The 19,362-nt window shown below is 67.4% G+C and carries 18 protein-coding genes; 9 read left to right on the top strand and 9 right to left on the bottom strand.

What is annotated here, in order from left to right; translation table 11 throughout:
- The first annotated feature begins 15 nt into the window (after positions 1-15).
- The 5 genes from ACFQRE_RS15420 to rpsT all read left to right on the top strand — a co-directional run bounded on the left by ACFQRE_RS15420 (position 16) and on the right by rpsT (position 7,551).
- Positions 16-2,736, top strand: a complete 2,721-nt coding sequence (locus tag ACFQRE_RS15420) for an MGH1-like glycoside hydrolase domain-containing protein (RefSeq protein ID WP_380123936.1) — start codon at positions 16-18, stop codon at positions 2,734-2,736.
- The gene (locus ACFQRE_RS15425; protein ID WP_380123939.1) at positions 2,733-3,524 is read left to right on the top strand and encodes an SDR family oxidoreductase; all 792 of its coding nucleotides are present in this window, start codon (positions 2,733-2,735) and stop codon (positions 3,522-3,524) included. Before ACFQRE_RS15420 ends, ACFQRE_RS15425 begins: the two co-directional genes overlap by 4 nt.
- Positions 3,525-3,719: 195 nt before the next feature.
- Positions 3,720-5,996 carry an ATP-dependent DNA helicase gene (locus ACFQRE_RS15430; RefSeq protein ID WP_380123941.1) on the top strand — a complete coding sequence of 759 codons (2,277 nt, stop codon included), beginning with the start codon at positions 3,720-3,722 and terminating at the stop codon, positions 5,994-5,996.
- A gap of 85 nt (positions 5,997-6,081) precedes the next feature.
- A complete protein-coding gene (holA, locus tag ACFQRE_RS15435; RefSeq protein WP_380124297.1) occupies positions 6,082-7,077 on the top strand; it encodes a DNA polymerase III subunit delta in 996 nt (331 codons plus the stop codon).
- A 213-nt stretch (positions 7,078-7,290) separates the two neighbouring features.
- On the top strand, positions 7,291-7,551 hold the full coding sequence (rpsT, locus tag ACFQRE_RS15440; protein ID WP_009775331.1) for a 30S ribosomal protein S20: 261 nt from the start codon (positions 7,291-7,293) through the stop codon (positions 7,549-7,551).
- Positions 7,552-7,689: 138 nt separating this feature from the next.
- Here the strand turns inward: rpsT and ACFQRE_RS15445 are convergent, their stop codons facing one another.
- The 6 genes from ACFQRE_RS15445 to ACFQRE_RS15470 all read right to left on the bottom strand — a co-directional run bounded on the left by ACFQRE_RS15445 (position 7,690) and on the right by ACFQRE_RS15470 (position 13,498).
- Positions 7,690-8,439, bottom strand: coding sequence for a lysozyme (locus tag ACFQRE_RS15445; RefSeq protein ID WP_380123943.1), 750 nt, complete (start codon positions 8,437-8,439; stop codon positions 7,690-7,692).
- 100 nt (positions 8,440-8,539) lie between these two features.
- Entirely contained in the window at positions 8,540-8,983 is a 444-nt protein-coding gene (locus ACFQRE_RS15450) for a type II toxin-antitoxin system PemK/MazF family toxin (protein WP_380123945.1), read from the bottom strand.
- Positions 8,984-9,028: 45 nt separating this feature from the next.
- Positions 9,029-9,865 carry a carbohydrate ABC transporter permease gene (locus ACFQRE_RS15455; RefSeq protein WP_380123947.1) on the bottom strand — a complete coding sequence of 279 codons (837 nt, stop codon included), beginning with the start codon at positions 9,863-9,865 and terminating at the stop codon, positions 9,029-9,031.
- A complete protein-coding gene (locus ACFQRE_RS15460; RefSeq protein WP_380123949.1) occupies positions 9,862-10,851 on the bottom strand; it encodes a carbohydrate ABC transporter permease in 990 nt (329 codons plus the stop codon). The genes ACFQRE_RS15455 and ACFQRE_RS15460 overlap by 4 nt, the downstream gene beginning before the upstream one ends.
- On the bottom strand, positions 10,836-12,161 hold the full coding sequence (locus ACFQRE_RS15465; RefSeq protein ID WP_380123953.1) for an ABC transporter substrate-binding protein: 1,326 nt from the start codon (positions 12,159-12,161) through the stop codon (positions 10,836-10,838). Before ACFQRE_RS15465 ends, ACFQRE_RS15460 begins: the two co-directional genes overlap by 16 nt.
- An 8-nt stretch (positions 12,162-12,169) precedes the next feature.
- Positions 12,170-13,498: an aminotransferase class V-fold PLP-dependent enzyme gene (locus tag ACFQRE_RS15470; protein WP_380123955.1), complete on the bottom strand. Its 1,329-nt coding sequence runs from the start codon at positions 13,496-13,498 to the stop codon at positions 12,170-12,172.
- Positions 13,499-13,596: 98 nt separating this feature from the next.
- Between ACFQRE_RS15470 and ACFQRE_RS15475 the strand changes: the two genes are divergently transcribed.
- Entirely contained in the window at positions 13,597-14,319 is a 723-nt protein-coding gene (locus tag ACFQRE_RS15475) for a FadR/GntR family transcriptional regulator (protein WP_380123957.1), read from the top strand.
- A gap of 81 nt (positions 14,320-14,400) precedes the next feature.
- Here ACFQRE_RS15475 and ACFQRE_RS15480 read toward each other — a convergent pair whose 3' ends face one another.
- Positions 14,401-14,724, bottom strand: coding sequence for a hypothetical protein (locus tag ACFQRE_RS15480; protein WP_380123959.1), 324 nt, complete (start codon positions 14,722-14,724; stop codon positions 14,401-14,403).
- A 221-nt stretch (positions 14,725-14,945) separates the two neighbouring features.
- Between ACFQRE_RS15480 and lepA the strand changes: the two genes are divergently transcribed.
- From lepA to ACFQRE_RS15495, 3 genes are all read left to right on the top strand, one after another.
- Positions 14,946-16,814, top strand: a complete 1,869-nt coding sequence (gene lepA / locus ACFQRE_RS15485) for a translation elongation factor 4 (RefSeq protein WP_380123961.1) — start codon at positions 14,946-14,948, stop codon at positions 16,812-16,814.
- Positions 16,815-16,951: 137 nt separating this feature from the next.
- The gene (locus ACFQRE_RS15490; RefSeq protein ID WP_380123963.1) at positions 16,952-17,413 is read left to right on the top strand and encodes a hotdog fold domain-containing protein; all 462 of its coding nucleotides are present in this window, start codon (positions 16,952-16,954) and stop codon (positions 17,411-17,413) included.
- Between the two features lie 35 nt (positions 17,414-17,448).
- Positions 17,449-17,889, top strand: a complete 441-nt coding sequence (locus ACFQRE_RS15495) for a nitroreductase family deazaflavin-dependent oxidoreductase (protein ID WP_380123965.1) — start codon at positions 17,449-17,451, stop codon at positions 17,887-17,889.
- An 85-nt stretch (positions 17,890-17,974) separates the two neighbouring features.
- On the opposite strand, the gene ACFQRE_RS15500 is transcribed toward ACFQRE_RS15495, so the two are convergent.
- Positions 17,975-18,538, bottom strand: a complete 564-nt coding sequence (locus ACFQRE_RS15500; RefSeq protein WP_380123967.1) for an NUDIX hydrolase — start codon at positions 18,536-18,538, stop codon at positions 17,975-17,977.
- Complete coding sequence (locus ACFQRE_RS15505) at positions 18,535-19,356, bottom strand: tyrosine-protein phosphatase (protein ID WP_380123970.1); 822 nt, start codon at positions 19,354-19,356, stop codon at positions 18,535-18,537. Before ACFQRE_RS15505 ends, ACFQRE_RS15500 begins: the two co-directional genes overlap by 4 nt.
- Positions 19,357-19,362: the final 6 nt, after the last annotated feature.

The following is a 19,362-nucleotide window of genomic DNA, read 5'->3' on the forward strand; positions in this document are numbered from 1 at the left end:
GCCAAGGTGGAGTCCATGACGTCTGTCGAGCCCGAGGGGCGCCCCCAGACCGAGGAGCACCTCCGACTCGACGCCTCGCCGCACGACGGCGACGCCTGGCGCGCGTGGGGTCCCTACGTCTCGGGTCGTCAGTGGGGGACGGTCCGCGAGGACTACTCGGCCGACGGCGAGGCCTGGTCGTTCTTCCCGTTCGACCACGCTCACGCCCGCACCTACCGCTGGGGTGAGGACGGGATCGCTGGCCTCTGCGACCGCTACGGGTTCCTCAACCTCGCCATCGGGATGTGGAACGGGCAGGACGACCGCCTCAAGGAGCGTTACTTCGGCCTCACCAACAGCGAGGGCAACCACGGCGAGGACGCCAAGGAGTACTGGTGGCACCTCGACGCAACCCCCACGCACAGCTGGGCGCAGCACCTCTACCGCTACCCACACAAGCCCTTCCCGTATGCCGCGTTGCGCGCGAACAATGCGTCCTCCGGTCGCGATGTGCCCGAGATCCAGCTCGTCGACACCCGTGTGCTCGACGAGGACCGCTTCTTCGACGTCGTCACGACGCACGCCAAGGGTGCCCCCGGCGACATCTGCGTGACCTATGAGGCGACGAACCACGGGCCCGAGGCGGCACCCCTCGATCTGGTCCCGCAGCTCTGGTTCCGCAACACCTGGGCCTGGGGCCGTGACGATCGCAAGCCGGTCATCGAAGTGCTGGGCGATGCACCTGAGGGGACCGTCGTCCTGCGCGCAACCCACGCCCACATCGGCGTCATCCACGTCACCGCCGAGGGCACACCCGAGGCCCTCGTCTGCGACAACGAGACCAACGTGTCCGAGGTCTTCGGCCAGGGCGAGAGCCTCAGCCCCCACCCCAAGAACGCCGTCGACCGTGCGATCGTCCACTCCGACCCGAGCCTTCTCGCCACCGATGGGCGCGGGACCAAGGTGGCCCTGCGCTACCACTTCGACGCCGTCGCACCCGGCGAGACGGTGCGAGTCCGGTTGCGGCTCCACGATGACGCGTGGGTCGACGGTGCCCCGGACGCGCCGCCACTCGAGGGCGCGTTCGACCAGGGCTTCGACGATGTCCTCACCGCCCGCCGCGCGGAGGCCGATGACTTCTACGGCGCGGTCATCCCCGAGCACACCGGTGCAGAGGAGCGGCTCGTTGCCCGCCGCGCGTTCGCCGGCCTCAACTGGGGCAAGCAGCTCTACCGCTACAACGTGCGGGAGTGGCTCGAGGGCGACCCCGCAGGGCCGCCGCCACCGGAGGCGCGCAAGGCTCGAGAGCCCTACGCCCGCAACACCTCATGGACGCACGTCGCGCTCGCCGACATCATCTCGATGCCCGACGAGTGGGAGTACCCCTGGTTCGCCGCCTGGGACCTCGCCTTCCACACCGTCGCAATCGCCCACATGGATCCGGCGTTCGCCAAGAACCAGCTCATGCTCATGTGCAGGGAGTGGAGCCAACACCCCAACGGTCAGCTCCCGGCATACGAATGGCAGTTCGGTGACGTCAACCCGCCCGTCCACGCGTGGGCGGCCTGGCACGTCTACGTCCTCGATGGTGCGCAGGACCGCGGCTTCCTCGTCCGCGTCTTCACCAAGTTGCTCTTCAACTTCTCGTGGTGGCTCAACCGCAAGGACTCCGACGGGTCCAACCTCTTCGAGGGTGGGTTCCTCGGGATGGACAACATCAGCGTCTTCGACCGGTCCCGCGAGGTGCCGGACGGGTGGCGGCTCGAGCAGTCCGACGCGACGAGCTGGATGGCGTTCACCTGTCTGCAGATGCTGCGGATCGCGCTCGAGCTGAGCCGGGTCGATCGTGACTGGGACGGTCTCGCGACAACGTTCCTCGAGCACTTCTTCTCGATCGCCGAGGCGATGGAGACGTTCGGCACCGAAGGCGTCTCCCTGTGGGACGACACCGACGAGTTCTTCTACGACGTCCTCGTCGACGAGGCCGGCAAGGGGTCGCCGGTGCGGGTCCGCTCGCTCGTCGGGCTCCTGCCGCTCATCGCCGTGGCCAATGTCCCGGCGTGGGCGTTCGACGAGCTGACCGACTTCACGTCGCGCTTGCAGTGGTTGCAGGATCGCCGCCCCGACCTCACCGACTCGCTCCTGCACAGCCAGGACGGCGACGTCGTGCACAACAGCCTGACGCCGGTGGTCCGCCCGAGGCTCGAGGCGTTGCTCCGCAGGCTCTTCGACGAGGACGAGTTCCTCTCGCCCCACGGCATACGTTCGCTGTCGGCGGCCTATCGCGGTGGTGCCGAGATCGCGGTGGGTGACACCTCGGTGCACATCCAGTACGACCCCGGTGAGTCCTCGACCGGCATGTTCGGCGGCAACTCCAACTGGCGCGGTCCGATCTGGTTCCCCACCAACGTCCTCATCCTCGACGCGCTCATCGTCATCGCCGATGGGGCTGATGGTGACCTGCAGGTCGAGTTCCCGACCGGCTCGGGTCACAAGGTCGCGCTCGAAGAGGCCGCCTTCGGGATTCGGGACCGGCTCATCTCCCTCTTCCTGCCCGGCGAGGGTGGGCGCAGGCCGGGCACTCCCCGCGAGCATCCTCCGGGTCCGCTCTGGGATGCGAACCCGACGTTCAGCGAGCACTTCAATGGCGACAACGGCGTCGGCCTCGGCGCCTCACACCAGACAGGGTGGACCGCGCTCGTTGCTCACCTCATCTGCACCACGCCCGACACCCTGCGCGAGGAGATCGACTCATGAGCCCGACCAGCAAGAGCACTGCCGCCCGACCTCTTGAGGGCAAGGTCGTCATCGTCACCGGTGGCAACAGCGGCATCGGCGAGGGCATCGTGCGCGAGGCCGCGGCCCAGGGAGCCAAGGTCGTCATTGACTACGTGTCGCATCCCGAGGCAACCGACGCGATCGTCAAGGCCATCGAGGGTGCTGGGGGAGAGGCCGTGGGTTGCGAGGCGGACGTCTCCAAGGTCGCCGACCTCAAGAAGCTCATCGCCGCCGCCGTCGACACCTTTGGACGCCTCGATGTCATGGTCAACAATGCGGGCGTCGAGTTCGGCGAGACACTGGCGACCCTCTCCGAGGAGAAGTACGACCTCCTCATGAACGTCAACCTCAAGGGCGCCGTCTTCGGATCGAAGCTCGCGGCCGAGCAGATGCGCGCGCAGGACGACGGTGGCGTCATCGTCAACATCACCTCGACCCACGAGGACTGGCCGATGCCGAGCGACCTCGCCTACTGCATCTCCAAGGGCGGCATGCGCATGCTGACGCGCACGGCCGGGGTCGAGCTCGGTGCCGACAGGATCCGCGTGGTCGGTGTCGGCCCGGGCGCGATCAACACGCCCATCAACGCCCACGACACCCCTGCGGAGACCAAGGCGCTCGAAGACGCAATTCCGTTGTCCTACATCGGTTCTCCGCAGGAGATGGGCAAGGTCGTCTGCTTCGCCGCGAGCGAGGCCGCGTCCTACATCACGGCGACGACGATCATCGCCGACGGCGGACTCATGCAGAAGCCCGGCGCCGTCTGAGCCCCGTCCCGAACTCACCCAATTGGACGGTTGGGGACATTCAGTTTTCAACGTCCCCAACCGTCCAATTGGGTGAGTTCGGGACAGACACGCCGGTATGCCGTCCGCTCGCGTCCCGTGGACCCCTCGCCGTCCGGGCGACTCGCCTGTGGATGGTGGGTCGGAGCTGTCCGTGGGTCGGCATAGGCTGACTCGGTGCCGACCCTCGACGTCCTCCTCGCCGCAGCGGTCAGCGGTGTCAAGGGCAGTGAACGCCCCGGTCAGGTGAGCATGGCCAAGGCCGTGGCCCACTCCATCGACACCGGGGAGCACCTCCTCGTCCAGGCCGGCACCGGCACCGGCAAGTCCCTCGCCTACCTCGTCCCAGCCGTCCAACACGCCATCGACGCAGGCAAGCCCGCCGTTGTCGCGACGGCGACCCTCGCGCTGCAGGCCCAGATCGTCGACCGCGACATGCCCCGCGTCGCCGACTCGCTCGAACCGCTGCTCGGCCGCCGCCCGACCTACGCGATCGTCAAGGGCCGGCGCAACTACCTCTGCGCGCACAAGCTCGAGGGCGGTTTCCCCGACGACGAAGAAGGCCTCTTCGGTGTCGGCGACGTCGACCAGCAGGCCGGTCGCCTTGGCAAGGAGGTCGTGCGGCTGCGCGAGTGGGCCGACGAGACCGAGTCCGGCGACCGTGACGAGCTCGTCCCCGGTGTCTCCGAGCGCGCCTGGCGTCAGGTGTCGGTGAGTGCGCACGAGTGCCTCGGCGGCAAGTGCCCGATGGTCGCCGAGTGCTTCGTCGAGCGATCCCGCGAAGCCGCCAAGGGTGTCGACGTCATCGTCACCAACCACTCATTCATGGCGATCGACGCGTTCGAGGGGCGGCAGATGCTGCCCGAGCACGACGTCCTCGTCATCGACGAGGCCCACGAGCTCGTTGATCGCGTCACCGCGACAATCACCGACGAGGTCACCCCGGCCATGGTGCGCAACGCGGCCAAACGCGCTGGGCGACAGGCAGATTCGAGCGAGACCGTTGATGACGCCGGGACCTTCCTCGAATCGGTGCTGGACGAGATCCCGGAAGGGCGACTCACCGGCATACCCGACAATCTCGGTCTTGCCCTGGCACGCCTGAGGGACACGACCCGTCAGGTGCAGACCGAGCTCAAGCCGCCGCCCGGCCAGGAGGTCGACGGTGCCCGTCAGATCGCGCGCGCAGCCATCGACGAGCTCAACGACAACGCCTCACGCGTCCTCGAGCAGCGCGACCTCGACGTCGTGTGGGTGAGCAAGGACCCGCGACGTGGGAGCGTGCTGCGGGTCGCGCCCATGAGCGTGGCGATGCTCGTGCGCGACAAGATCTTCGAGGACCGCACCGTCGTCCTCACCTCGGCGACGCTCGAACTCGGCGGAACCTTCGACGCCGTCGCTGGCACGATCGGTCTGCGCGGCGAGGGGGCCCCGAAGTGGACCGGCCTCGATGTCGGCAGCCCCTTCGACTACCCGCAGCAGGGCATCGCCTACGTCGCGAAGCAACTGCCGGCGCCGGGGCGGGACGGAGCGGCGCCCGAGACCATGGACGAGATCGAGGCCCTGGTGCGCGCGGCGGGCGGGCGCACCCTCGGGCTTTTCTCGTCGATGCGTGCTGCGCGAGCAGCGACCGACGAGATGCGCGAGCGGCTCAAGGATCTCGACGGCGAGATCGCGGTGCTCTGCCAGGGCGAGGACCAGATCTCGACCCTCGTCCGCCAGTTCGCCCGCGACCCGCGCACCTGCCTCTTCGGCACCCTGAGCCTGTGGCAGGGCGTCGACGTCCCAGGGTCGTCGTGCCAGCTCGTCATCATCGACCGCATCCCGTTCCCGCGTCCTGATGATCCGCTCGCGTCCGCGCGCTCGCAGGCCATCGCGCGCATGGGTGGCAACGGCTTCATGGCGGTGAGCGCGACCCACGCCGCATTGCGTCTGGCGCAGGGTGCGGGCCGTCTCATCCGTCGTGGAGACGATCGCGGGGTCGTCGCTTTCCTCGACTCCCGCATGATGAGCGCTCGGTATGCCGGGTTCCTCCAGCGTTCGCTGCCGCCCTTCTGGCCGACGTCCGACCGTGCCCTCGTCCTCAATGCGTTGAAGCGGCTCGACGAGACGGCGCCACCGCCCCTCGACGTCGCCGACCCGGCGCTGCGTGGGCTGACCGGTGCCGTCAAGGGCACGACGATGGGTGACGCAGAAGTCAAGGGTGAGATCGACGCAACCGACACCCGTCCCGTGGCGACGGCGCCGCCGCCCGCACCCGCAGCCCGTACTGCCGTGACTCAAGGTCACGCCTGGACCGACCAGGAGGACGAGGAACTGCGCGACGGTGTCGAGCTCGGCCTCGACCTCGAGGAGCTCAGCGAGTCCATCGAGCTGCCCTCCGACGTCATTGCTGCCCGGCTGGAAGGCCTCGGCCTCAAGGCCGGCGCCGGCTCCACCCTCAGCTTCGACTGATTCTCACGCGTTGCGTCTGCGGATGTGGCTGCTCTAGCCACCGCATCCGCAGACGCAACGAAGACAGTCGGGGGTCCGTGGCAGGCTGAGGCCCGTGAGTGATCTTGTCGAGGTGCAGCGTCGGATTCCGCCGCTCGTCCTCATCTCCGGGCCCGAGCAGGTCCTCGCCGAGCGCGGCCTCGCCGAGACGGTTCAGTCGATCAAGGAGCACAACCCCGACGTGGAGGTCATCCGCCTCTACGCCGGTGCCTACGAGCCGGGCGAGCTCATGGTCCACTCCAGCCCGTCTCTCTTCGGCGGGGACAAGGCCGTCGTCGTCCACGATCTCGACGAGGCCACCGACGAGCTCCAGCAGGACCTGCTCGCCTACCTCGCTGCGCCTCCCGAGGACGTCACCCTCGTCGTCATCCACAAGGGCGGCAACCGCGGCAAGAAGGTCCTCGACACCCTCAAGAAGGCCCGAGCGCGACTCATCGACGCCCCCGCGATCAAGACCGAGCGCGACAAGGCCGACTTCGCCATGAACGAGTTCCGCCGAGCCAAGCGTCGCGCGACCGGTGAGGCCGTCCAGGCCCTCGTCGACGCCATCGGCAAGGACCTGCGCGAGCTTGCCTCTGCCTGCCAGCAGCTCATCGCCGACACGACCGGCACCATCGACGAACAGGTCGTCCTGACCTATCACGGCGGCAAGGTCGAGGCGACCGGCTTCAAGGTCGCCGACGCTGCCGTCGCCGGCGATGCGGGGGAAGCCCTGCGACTGCTTCGCCACGCCCTCGCAGTCGGCGTCGACCCCGTGCCGATCGTCGCCGTCCTCGCCCAGCAGATCCGTCAGCTCATCAAGGTCGGCTCCGCCGGTCGGGGCCGATCAGCCGACCTCGCCCGCGACCTGGGCATGGCCCCGTGGCAGGTCGACAAGGCCCGTCGCTCACTCCAGGGCTGGACCGCCGAGGCACTGGCGCGCTCCCTCCAGGCCGTCGCTGCCGCCGACTTCGAGGTGAAAGGTGGCGGACGCGACCCCGTGTATGCCGTTGAGCGGGCGGTCCTGACGATCACCCGGGAGAAGGCGAACGGTGACGGTTGAGCGGCAGGCGAGCACGCGGCATACCCCAGCGATTTCGTCGTTTTGCTTGTCACGCTGACCCGCTGGTAGATTTGCCCTTCGCGTGCGCGCTCAGGTCGTGCGCGCTCGCTGCTTCATCCAGAAGCGGTTCACGCAAGGGTGTCCCCACTCCCGGTCCCGAACCGCGTCTGCCGCCCTCTACGGCAATTACCGACCTCACCAGAAAGTTTCTTCGTGGCAAACATCAAGTCCCAGCTCAAGCGCATCAAGACCAACAAGGTCGCGACCGAGCGCAACAAGGCCGTCAAGTCCGACGTCCGCACCGCTGCCCGCAAGTTCCGCGACCTCGCGGAGGCCGGCAAGGTCGACGAGGCCAAGGACGCGCTCAAGGTTGCGTCGACCAAGCTCGACAAGGCCGTCAGCAAGGGTGTTCTTCACAAGAACAACGCGGCCAACAAGAAGTCGGCCATGGCCAAGAAGGCCGCCAGCCTCTGAGTTTGATTCACTGCTGAGTTTGATTCACGGCTGAGTTGGATCAACTGCTGAGTCTCTGACTCCAGCTGAGCCGCAAGGCTGAGCAACGCACGAGGGCCCGTCACCATCTCGGTGACGGGCCCTCGCGCATGTCCGGCGTCAGCCCAGAGCGAGGGCCCTGAGGCGGGTGAGATCACCGTTGAAGCGGTTGGTGTCGAGCGGGCTGTCGGTGTACTGCCAGAACGTGTAGTAGGACCAGCCGGCCGGCAGCGTCCCCACCGAGCTGCTGTAGCGCGCGATCCACAACGGGTTGAGCGAGGCGAACTGGCTGGTGTTGCCCGTGCACTGGGTCCACCAGTCGGTCGTCGTGTAGATCACGGCGTCGCGCCCGGTGCGAGCCTTGTAGCGGGAGGTGAAGGCGGCGATCCAGCTCCGCATCCCGGCCTGGGTCAGGCCGTAGCAGGTGGCTCCATAGGGGTTGTACTCGATGTCGAGGACGCCCGGCAGGGTCTTGCCGTCACCCGACCAGCCGCCACCGTGGTTGACGAACCAGTCGGCCTGCGCCGTGCCGGTCGAGTTGGCGGGCAGGGCGAAGTGGTAGGCGCCGCGGATCATCCCGACGTTGTAGGACCCGTTGTACTGCTGGGCGAAGTAGGGGTTGGTGTAACTCGTGCCCTCGGTCGCCTTGACGTAGGCGAACTTCCGGCCCTGCCCCCACCAGTAGGCCCAGTCGACGTTGCCCTGGTGCGAGGCCACATCCATGCCCAGCGTCTGGGTTACCGCGGCCGTCGAGGCCTGCCGGAAGCCGTCGGGCGACGGTTTCGCGGTGGCGGACTGCACCGCGAGCGGGGTGAGTGCGAGGGCGGCCGCAACGGTGAGTCCGGCGACGCGACTGAAGAGGCTGATCATGAGCGCTCCTTGGGTTGGCGCGCGGGAGATCCGGGCGCTCCTCCAGCCAAGGGCCACCGGCGAATCCCCGCAACCGGGGGAGCCGGAACTGACCAAGTCTTTAACCGGGGAGGTCTCCCCGGTCGTTGGACTCCGGCGCGCCCAACGCTCGACGTGCTGCCATCACCTCGTCCCAGCGGGCGCGGTCGAGCACTGCGCCTTCGCGCCGGATCGTCGTCGGGTCGACGCGCACGATGCGGTTGACCCGCACCTCCGACGGGCGGCCCTTGCTGTCCCAGCCGCCCGCGCCGACGTCGACCCAGATGCGACCCACGCGCAGCTCCTGCTCATGGTCGCGGTCGTGGTCCTTGCTCGTGAGATACAGGCCGAGCACCCAGTCTCCATCCCACCCGAGCACCAGGACCGGCCGATCCTTGCCCTGGGTCGCGTCCTCCTCGTAGGGGACGCGCGCCCACACGACCTCGCCGGGGTCCGGCGCGCCGTCCGGATCGGGGTGGTAGCTCGGGTCCAGCGGTCCGTCGAAGTCTCCGGGGTTGGCGGGCATGGCTCGAGGCTATCCGCGCGCCAGCCCGCCGCGGCCGTGGGCCACTCAGCCCTTGACCGCACCCGACGTGAGGCCCTGGACGATGTATCGCGAGGCGAGTGCGAACAGTCCCATCGTCGGGATGATGGCGAGGACGGCCGCCGCAGACATCGGCCCCCACTCGATGTTGAAGCTGGAGATGTAGCCGTTGAGGGCCGCCGGGATGGTCTTGCTGGTCTCGGTGTTGATGAGGGTCACCGAGAGGAAGAGCTCGTTCCAACAGTTGACGAAGTTGAAGATGAACGTCGCCACGAGCCCTGGTCCCATCACCGGCACGATGATCCGCATCAGGGCCTGCAGGCGCCCACAGCCGTCGACCATCGCCGCCTCCTCCAGCTCCGCAGGGACATTGGCGAAGAAGCCGCGGAGCATGATCGTGCAGAACGGGATGCACATCGCCACGTAGACCAGGGTGAGTCCGGCGCGTGAGTCGACGAGCCGGAACTGCACCATGAGCGCATAGAGCGGACCGAGGGCGATGAACGCCGGGATCATCTGGGTCACGAGGAAGGCCATGAGCAGCGCCCCACGACCACGAAAGCTGAACCGGTCAAGGACGTAGGCGCCGAGCAGGGCGATGGCCGTCGCGACGGCGGCCGCGAGGATCGAGACGATGAGACTGTTGGCGACGAACGTCCCGAAGGAACCGGTGGAGAACAGCTGCTTGTAGTTGTCGAGCGTGAACGGTCGTGGAAGGTACTGCAGGGGATAGCTGGCGATCGAGCCCGCAGGTTTGAACGACGTGATGAGGATCCACGCCAAGGGGAACAGCGTGATGACGAGCCAGACGGCAAGGACCACCCCTCGGAAGACTTTGTATGCCGGTCCCTCGCGGTTGATCATGACCGTGCCCCTTCCTTGGTGGCCAGGAGATAGAACGCGGCGAAGGCACCGAGCACCCCGACGACGAGCAGGCCGAGCGCCGACGCCTGCCCGTAGCTGCCCTGCTGGGTGAGCGTGATCATGTAGGTGGTCACGATGTGGGTCTGGGATGCCGGACCGCCGTTGGTCATCGCGTAGATGATGTCCGGGAAGTTGAAGATCCAGATGACGCGCAGCAGGATCGTCAGGGCGAGAGTGGTGCGGATGTAGGGGATGATCACCGACCACAGCGTCCGCACCTTGCCGGCGCCGTCCAGAGCAGCGGCCTCGACCGCTTCGTCGGGGACGGACTGCAGCGCCGCGAGGATCATGATCGTGAAGAACGTGACGCCGTACCAGACGTTGGCGATGATCACCGAGACGCGGGCCAGCTCAGGGTCGGCCAGCCAGGGGAGGTTGGCGTCGATGAGACCGGCCTTGAGCAGCAGGTCGTTGATGACGCCGAACTCGCCGTTGAACATCCACCTGAACAGGATTCCGATGAGGAAGCCGGACACGGCCCACGGGAAGAACACGAGCGCCTGGTAGGTGCCACGGAAGCGGAAGCGACGCCGCAACAGAAGTGCCAGCCCGAAGCCGATGACCAACTGGGGGACGAGCGAGCCGATGACCCAGATCACGGTGTTGGACACGATCGTGCCCCAGTTGGGGTCGGCGAAGATCGTGCGGAAGTTGCCGAAACCCACCCATGGCGTACTGGTGAGGTCGAAGAGGTTCCAGTCGCGAAAGGCCATCTGCGCGCCGCGGATCATGGGGTAGTACGTGAACACCGCGACCACGAGAATTCCGGGAGCCAGGAAGCCCAGGATCGTCAGACCGCGTTCGGTCGTGAACGGTGGTCGACGCCGCTCGGTGGGCCGATGGGGCTGCGGTGCAGGGGTTGTTGCACCGGCCCCGTCGTCACCCGCGCGGGTGAGGATGTCGTCGGCCACTACTTCGTGGCCCATTTCTGGGTCCAGTAGGAATCCCAGTCGGAGAGCAGCTCCTCGGTCGTCATCTTGCCGATGAGGACGCGCTGCACGTCGGCGTCGGCCTTGGTGCTCCACTCGGTCCACCAGGCCACGCCGCGAGGCTGGACGACGGTGAGCCAGGTGTCGGGCTTCTCGGTCATCGTGAGGTACGACGCCCACGGGCCAGAGGTGTAGAACTCGTCGGTCGCTGCCTCCTTGATGATGGGAACGAGCGAGTTCTTCTTCGTGAAGGTCGAGGACGCCTGGCCTTCGGAGAGGAAGTGCACGAGCTTGACCGCGGCCGCCTTGTTCTTGCTCTTGGCGGCGACACCCCAGCCAGCCGTTGCGACCGGCTGAGCAGCCTTGGAGCCCGGTCCGAGCAGGAGCGGTGCGGTGGACCACTGGTCGGCCTTGACGGCGCTCGACTTCGAGATCGCGGCGATCACCTCGGGGTCCTGCAGGAGGAAGGCCGTCGAGCCGTTGTTGAAACCCTCGACCATCTCGGGGTAGCCCCAGGCGACGGACGACGGCGGCGACGCTTCCTTGAAGAGACGGAAGTAGGTGTCCGCCGCCGCCTTGGCCTGCGGGCTGGCGAAGATCGTCTTGCCGTCCTTGGTCTTGAACGCGTTCTCGACATCGAGGTCGTCACCGACGTAGGCCTCGATCGCAGCGACGACGTTGGTGAAGCCGTTCTTGCCCCCTCGGAAGGCGTAGCCGTAACGGTTCTTGCCCGTGTCCTGGATCTTGCTCGCCTGCGCGAGCAGCTCATCCCACGTCTTCGGCGGCGCTGCGAACCCGGCCTCCTTCACGAGGTCGGTGCGATAGAACAGGCTGAGCCCGTAGAAGCCGTAGGGGATGAAGTAGGTCTTGCCGTCCTCGGTCTTCGCATACTTCTGCGCGTTCTCCGTGAGGTTCTCGAACCCGGCCCAGGACTCGGTCTCCTTGGTCATGTCATAGAGCCAGCCGTTGTTGCCGAACGGGCCGACGGTGAGGTCGCGCACCTCCAGCACATCGACGCCACTTCCGGCCTGCAGCATCTGCTGGAGCTTGTTGTCGGCCTGCTCGGTCGGGGGCGTGACGAGCTGGACCTTGATGTCCGGGTTGGCCTTGGTGAAGTCGGCGAGGAGCGTCTTGAGCACGGCCGTGCGCTCGGGGCTGGAGAGGCTCTCGACCATCTGCAGCGTGGTGCCGGAGCCCGAGCCGGAGCCCGAGCCCGAGCCGCTGCAGGCGGCGAGAGTACCGACGGCGGTGAGCGATCCGGCAAGGCCCAGCGCGAGACGCCGGGTCACAGTTCGACGAGCGTTCATGGTTCTCCTCAGGTGGTGGGTGACGCCGCGGACGCGACGTCACGGTCGTGCAGGAAAGCAGTGGGTATGCCGTGGGCTCCAGTCGGCGTGGCCGCATCACCTTCGTGACGGGCCAGGTCGACCAGGTAGGGGACGGCCCGGTCGGCGAAGTCGGCGTAGTCCTCGAGGACGTTGTAGGCGTGGAAGGACAGGCGCACGTATCCCTGGCCGCGGCAGCTCGTGAACGCTGCTTCGATGCCGAGGTCCGCCAGGACGCGGTCGCGCAGCTCGTTGGCCTCGTCGACGGTCCTCGCCAGTCCGGCGGGCAGGACGACCAGTCGCATTGCCGTGACGGGCGAGGCCACTGCGGCCCGGCAGTCGACTCCCGTGGCCCGGCTCATGGCGTCCGCAACGAGGTGCTCCCCGGCATCGGCGAGGGTACCGATGTGGGCGCGCACCCTGTCCCAGCCCAGCTCGTCCTCCATGAGGTCGAGGGCGAGGCCGGCAGTGATCAGGGCGCTGATGTCGAGCGTGCCCTGGTGGTCGAAGCGTTCGGGGAACGGATGCCCTGCTCCCCACGAGTCGATGAGCGGCCACAGGCGGTCCTCGAGACCGGGACGGGCCACGAGGACCGCGGCGCCGGGGGAGGCGCACCCGAACTTGTGCAGGTTGCCGACCCAGTAGTCCGCGTCGGCCAGGGTCGCCGCGTCCTCGATGAGCATGGGCGCGTGGGCGGCGTCGACGAGCGAGACCACCCCGCGTTCGCGGGCGGTGGCGCAAATCTGCGCGACCGGGAGCTCACGAGCGGTGGGGCTGGTCACGTGGTCGACGACAACCAGGGCAGTGCGGTCGGTGAAGGCGTCCAGCACTGCGGACGCGGCTTGTTCGGGGGAGTCGTCGAGGGCCACACCGGCCACGACGACTCGACCGCCGACCCGTCGGGCCAGGCGCTCTGCCCCCATCGTCACGGCGCCGTAGCCGTGGTCGGTCACCACGATGTCGGCGCCCTGCGGGAGGTCGAGCGAGCCGAAGACCGCGCTCGCGCCGGCGCTCGCGTTGACCACGAGCGCCAGCTGGTCCGGGGTGACACCCAGATGTGGCGCCACCTGTGCCCGGGCCTGCGCCACTCTTGCGGCCGCGCCCGGAAACCAACGCACGGGGGCAGCGGCAGCCTCGCGGCGAAACCTCTCCTGTTCGACGAGCACGGCGGCGAGCGGCGCGCCGAATGATCCGTGGTTGAGGTGGCGAAGTGTCGGGTCAAGAGCGAAGAGACTGGTGGCCGGCTTGCCTGAGCGCGTGAGCAGGTGAGCGGGCGTGGAGCCGATGCGGACCGGCTCGGCGTTGGATGAGAGTGTCATGGCCAACACATAGTCATCTGATGACTATGCTCTTGGCAAGGGTTACAGACAAAGAATCTCAGCAAATCAGACAAAGTCATCAGACAGGATGTTCCCCAATGACTGCACCCGAGCACGAAACATCGGTTCGCCCCACCGCCCTCGACAAAGCTCTGGACGGACTGCGCGGCGCCATTGCGAGCGGGGAGTTCGGTCCCGGGGTCCGGCTGCCGGCCGAGGCCGAGCTGTGCGCTCGGTTGGGCGTGTCGCGCAGCTCCCTGCGCGAGGCCGTGCGGATGTTGTCAGCGCTCGGCGTGCTCGTCGTCCGGCACGGGTCCGGGACCTACGTCGGTGACCTCAGGGCCGTCGACCTCATCTCGTCGCTTCGTCTCACGGTGGGCCTGCTCCCCCTGGAGGGCGTCCTCGAGGTCTACGAACTGCGGCGGGTTCTTGAGGGGCATGCCATCGGCCAGGCAGCTGCACGCCGTCCGGACGAGCTCATGCCCGAGCTCGACACCATCCTCACCGAGCTCGAGCAGGTCGAAGAGCCTGCCCGCGCCTCCGTGCTGGACAACCGGTTCCACGCGCTCATCGATGAAGCAGCGGGCAACCCCACGCTCACGACCCTGTTGGATGTCTTCCGGCAGCGCGGGCGCAGATACCCGATCTTCTACGGCCCGGACACGGTCGAGGTGAAGCGGGCGAGCGATCGGGGGCATCGGGCCATCTACCGGGCCATGCTCGCCAAGGACCCGGGCGCGGCCCAGGCCGCGGCGGCGGATCACGTCGCTCAGACGGAGCAGTGGTTGCGGCTGCTCCAACCCAGCCCCCAGGAACCGTGATCACGACCCGGAAGAGAGACGAGAGGCGTATGCCGTGGGGTCTCCACGGCATACGCCTCTCTCGTCAGTTGGTGCTCGCGGTCACCAGGCCGGCTGGAGGCGGAAGGTTGCCTTCAGGGTGTTGCCGGCGCCAGGGATGGCGAGGTTGAGCAGCGCCGTATTGGGGCCGCAGTCCTTGAACTTCGGGATCGTGTAGGTGCCGTTCAATGTGTACGGGTCGTAGAAGCCGCCGAGCTTGCCGGAGAGGACGGCGGTCACGGGCGTCGACGTGACGCAGGACGAGGGGACGAGGTTGATGGGGATGCCGAGAGCCTCCACCCGGGTGATGCGAATGTTGAACTTCTGCGTGACCGAGATGGCGTTCAGGTTCAGTGAGGTCGATGCCGTGCCCCGGGGAAAGTTCACGTCTGGTTGAGCTTCTTGATCGTCGACGTCACGTCCGCGTAGTAGTTCAGCTCCGCGGTGCGGCGTGACGTCATTGTCGTCCGCCAGGGAGAAGTGGTGGCGGTCGAACGACCGCGTCGGAGGGAGGCTACCTACGAGTAGCCTTCGTGTCTCTGGTGAGGGTCTGTGACGTGGGAGACTGTCCCGACTCCCGTTCCACCACCTCGAGGACTAAACCGACTGTGTCTCCCCGCGCCCGCACCGTGCTGCAGCCGCACGCCACGCCGCCGGAGGCGATTCGCAACTTTTGCATCATCGCCCACATCGACCATGGCAAGTCGACCCTCGCTGACCGGATGCTCGGGATCACTGGCGTCGTCGACGACCGCGCGGCCCGCGCACAGTACCTCGACCGCATGGACATCGAGCGCGAGCGTGGCATCACGATCAAGAGCCAAGCGGTGCGTATGCCGTGGGAGAGCGTTCGTGCCGACGGCACCTCGGGCGACTACATCCTCAACATGATCGACACTCCGGGGCACGTCGACTTCACCTACGAGGTGTCGCGCTCGCTCGCTGCGTCCGAGGGTGCGGTGCTCCTCGTCGACGCCGCCCAGGGCATTGAGGCGCAGACTCTCGCAAACCTGTATCTCGCGATGGAGAACGACCTCACGATCGTCCCGGTCCTCAACAAGATCGACCTTCCTGCCGCTCAGCCGGAGAAGTACGCCGAGGAGCTCGCCCACCTCATCGGGTGCGAGCCCGACGACTGCTTCCGCGTCTCCGGCAAGACCGGCGCCGGCGTCGAGGATCTGCTCGACGCGATCGTCCGGCAGATCCCGCACCCGGTGGGCGACCCCGACGCTCCGGCGCGCGCCATGATCTTCGACTCCGTCTACGACACCTACCGCGGCGTCGTGACCTACGTGCGCGTGGTCGATGGCAACCTCAACCCGCGCGAGAAGATCATCATGATGTCGACGCGGGCCACGCACGAGCTGCTCGAGATCGGTGTCATCTCGCCGGAACCAGTGCCCGGCAAGGGCCTCGGCGTCGGTGAGGTCGGCTACCTCATCACCGGCGTGAAGGACGTGCGGCAGTCGCGCGTCGGCGACACGGTCACCAACGAGCGCAAGCCCGCCGACAAGGACCTCGGCGGCTACCGCGACCCCAAGCCGATGGTCTTCTCGGGGCTCTTCCCGATCGACGGGTCGGACTACCCCCTCCTGCGCGACGCCCTCGACAAGCTCAAGCTCAACGACGCGGCGCTCGTCTACGAGCCGGAGACCTCGGTCGCGCTCGGCTTCGGGTTCCGGTGCGGGTTCCTCGGCCTGCTGCACCTCGAGATCGTGCGTGAGCGCCTCGAGCGCGAGTTCGACCTCGACCTCATCTCGACCCAGCCCAACGTCATCTACGACGTCACCATGGACGACGGGTCGGTCATCGTCGTGACCAACCCGAGCGAGTTCCCCTACGGCAAGATCGCCGAGGTGCGCGAGCCCGTCGTCAAGGCGACGATCCTGGCGCCCAGTGAGTTCATCGGCGCGATCATGGAGCTCTGCCAGAGCAAGCGCGGACAGCTCCAGGGCATGGACTACCTCTCCGAGGACCGCGTCGAGCTGCGCTACACCGTGCCGCTTGCCGAAGTCGTCTTCGACTTCTTCGACCAGCTGAAGTCGCGTACGCGCGGCTACGCCTCGCTCGACTACCAGGAAGCTGGGGAGCAGGCCGCTGATCTCGTCAAGGTCGACATCCTGCTGCAGGGCGAGAACGTCGACGCCTTCAGCTCTGTCGTCCACAAGGACAAGGCCTACGCCTACGGCAACATGATGGCCGGCAAGCTCAAAGAGCTCATCCCGCGCCAGCAGTTCGAGGTGCCCATCCAGGCCGCCATCGGCGCCAGGGTCATCGCCCGCGAGAACATCCGCGCCATCCGCAAGGACGTCCTCGCCAAGTGCTACGGCGGCGACATCAGCCGCAAGCGCAAGCTGCTCGAGAAGCAGAAGGCTGGCAAGAAGCGGATGAAGAACATCGGTACCGTCGAGGTTCCGCCCGAAGCCTTCATCGCAGCCCTGTCCTCCGACGAGGGCGGCGAGACCAAGAAGAAGTAGCCCGCTCTTCTTTTCCGACTTCGTGCCCTTCGCGGACACGCTCGCTGCCCTCGCATGTCCGTGAGGGGCACGAAGTCGGGTGGTGAGGGCGGACACGAGTGGCGAGCGCACGGCATACCGAGAAGTAACATCTGGGTATGCCGGACACCTTCGCTCTGTATCGCAAGCTCACCTCCCTGCCCCTCGGGAAGCAGGCCTTCTCGTTCCTCTTCGCGCAGAAGGCTCCGTACTTCTGGACGGTGCGTCCGCAGGTTCGTGAGGTGCGACCGAACCATGCCGAGCTCACGATCAAGAAGCGGCGCGCGGTGCAGAACCACATCGGCACGGTCCACGCGATCGCCGTGTGCAACGGTCTCGAGGCGGCGATGGGGCTGCTCGCCGAGGCGACGACGCCCAAGGACCGCCGCTGGATCCCCAAGGGCATGGAGGTCGCCTACACGGCCAAGTCGACGACCGACCTGCTCTGCACCGCGGACACCGACCCGGCCGACTGGGAGCAGACGGGTGACGTCAGGGTGCGGGTCAAGGCGATCCGCGAGGACGGCACTCCCGTCGTCGAGGGCATCATCACGATCTACGTGAGCGACAAGAAGAAGTAGCGAATACTTCGACCGACTGTGGTGTTGTGGTCGGTATGACGATCACCGGCGAGTATGTTCCGAGCCCCAGTGACTGGGTGCGCAAGCAGGTCGACACCATCGAGGAGTCCGGCACCACCGAGTCCGTGGACATCCAGGGGCGACCGGTCGTGCTCCTCACGATGAACGGTGTGACGGGCACGGTGCGCAAGGTCCCGCTCATGCGGGTCGAACACGACGGCGTCTACGCCGCGGTGGCCAGCAAGGGTGGCGCCCCCGAGCACCCGAAGTGGTACGCGAACCTGCGCAAGAACCCGATCCTCGAGCTCCAGGACGGGACCCGCACCTGGGTCGCGAAGGCGCGTGAACTTGAGGACGCCGAGCGCGATGCCTGGTGGACCCGCTGCGTGGCGGCCTTTCCCAACTACGCGGAATACCAGGTCAACACCGAGCGGCTGATCCCGGTCTTCGTTCTGGAACCGGTCGACGCCAGCTGACCCTTCCGGAACCAGCCGAGAGGAGAGAACACGCTGCGTGTGCTGTCTGACGCCCGGCGTGTTCTCTCCTCTCGACTGGCAGTGGTCAGGCTGGCGCGACCGTGGATTCGTCGACCTCGCCCAGCGGGAGTGGCGCCGCTGTGACGGCGTCGTGCGGGCCGACCTGATCCCAGACGGCCAGCAGGTCGCGGGGCCAGATGTCTTGGTCGGACTGCTCGAGTTCGGCGCGGGTCCACCAGTGGTGAGAGGTCATCGTGGCGATCTCGTCCTCGGTGTGGCCCTCGGTCGAGATCTCGAACGGTGAGCAGCGCACGAACCAGAACAACTCGTCCTGGGTCGTGACGACGTCGCTGTAGCCGTGCACGACCACCCGCTCGGCCAGCGGTCCGACGAGGTCGGCCAGCGTGATGGTCAGTCCGGTCTCCTCGGCGACTTCGCGGACCGCGGCCTTGAGGTCGGTCTCGCCCGGGTCGACGCCGCCGCCAGCAGTGATCCAGAACGTCGGCGCAGGAACGATGCCCGGGTCGCTGTCGCGAAAGAGCAACAGGCGGTCCTCGGTGTCGACGAGGAGAACCCGCATGGCGCGCCGCCGGTGGCGGCGGCGCGAGTCCGGAACGGGTGCGGGGAGCGCCGGCCGCGGAGCGGTCACGACGTCAGCCTGGCAACGAGTCGCTCGATGTCGGCGTCGCGCCACCCTTGCGCACGCAACCAGCCCTCGGCTCCACCGAACTCGCTCTGCAGGGTGTCGAGGATCGTGCGCATCGTCTCAGGGCGCGGCAGCTGGTCATCGACGCTCTGATGGCGCAGGGCGTTGCCGTAGAGATCGCGGGGCATGAGCCGGGCCATGATCTTCTCGATCCGCTCACCCGTCAGGGCGTAGTCCTCGACGATGGCGTCGTGCGGCACGCCGGCGACGTCCAGCGCGAGCGCGACAACCGTGCCCGTGCGGTCCTTGCCGGCGGCGCAGTGGATCACCGTCGCACCCGTGCTGCGCGACACGACGTCGAGCGCGGCGGAGATCGAGTCCGGTCGGGCAGCGAGGTAGCCGAGGTAGTGGTCGGACCAGAAGCCGGCATCTCGCACAGGTCTCGTCGAGTGCTCCGGCATGGCGAGGGCCTGCTCAGCGGTGACGGCGCGGCCGTCGCCGAAGAGCGAGTGGTGGTGATGCGTCAGCGACTCGACGTGCCAGAGCGGCCCGGGTCCCTCGGTGCTCACTTCGGTGTCGCTGCGCAGGTCGACGATGTCGCTCACGCCGAGGACGTCGACGACTTGGCGGACGTCCTCCTCTGTGAGGTCCTGCAGGTTGTCGGAGCGCAGGAGCCGATGAGGTTGGATCGTGCCGCCGTCCCGGGTCGGGAGGCCGCCCGAGTCGCGCATGTTGACGACACCCTCGAGCGGGATCCAGCGCTCTGGCCGGCTCTCGTCCGGGGCCCTGTCGGAGGTCGGGTGGTCGCTCGCGTCGCTCACCTCGCC

It is taken from the genome of Knoellia pratensis, assembly GCF_042666395.1.
Classification (GTDB): Bacteria; Actinomycetota; Actinomycetes; order Actinomycetales; family Dermatophilaceae; genus Knoellia; species Knoellia pratensis.

Coding starts and splice junctions, on each gene's coding strand:
- ACFQRE_RS15465 (WP_380123953.1), bottom strand. CDS start 12,161: ATGAACGCTCGTCGAACTGTGACCCGGCGTCTCGCGCTGGGCCTTGCC.
- ACFQRE_RS15420 (WP_380123936.1), top strand. CDS start 16: ATGACGTCTGTCGAGCCCGAGGGGCGCCCCCAGACCGAGGAGCACCTC.
- ACFQRE_RS15450 (WP_380123945.1), bottom strand. CDS start 8,983: ATGCCCGCCAACCCCGGAGACTTCGACGGACCGCTGGACCCGAGCTAC.
- ACFQRE_RS15460 (WP_380123949.1), bottom strand. CDS start 10,851: ATGGGCCACGAAGTAGTGGCCGACGACATCCTCACCCGCGCGGGTGAC.
- ACFQRE_RS15455 (WP_380123947.1), bottom strand. CDS start 9,865: ATGATCAACCGCGAGGGACCGGCATACAAAGTCTTCCGAGGGGTGGTC.
- ACFQRE_RS15475 (WP_380123957.1), top strand. CDS start 13,597: ATGACTGCACCCGAGCACGAAACATCGGTTCGCCCCACCGCCCTCGAC.
- ACFQRE_RS15445 (WP_380123943.1), bottom strand. CDS start 8,439: ATGATCAGCCTCTTCAGTCGCGTCGCCGGACTCACCGTTGCGGCCGCC.
- ACFQRE_RS15490 (WP_380123963.1), top strand. CDS start 16,952: ATGCCGGACACCTTCGCTCTGTATCGCAAGCTCACCTCCCTGCCCCTC.
- ACFQRE_RS15495 (WP_380123965.1), top strand. CDS start 17,449: ATGACGATCACCGGCGAGTATGTTCCGAGCCCCAGTGACTGGGTGCGC.
- ACFQRE_RS15425 (WP_380123939.1), top strand. CDS start 2,733: ATGAGCCCGACCAGCAAGAGCACTGCCGCCCGACCTCTTGAGGGCAAG.
- ACFQRE_RS15470 (WP_380123955.1), bottom strand. CDS start 13,498: ATGACACTCTCATCCAACGCCGAGCCGGTCCGCATCGGCTCCACGCCC.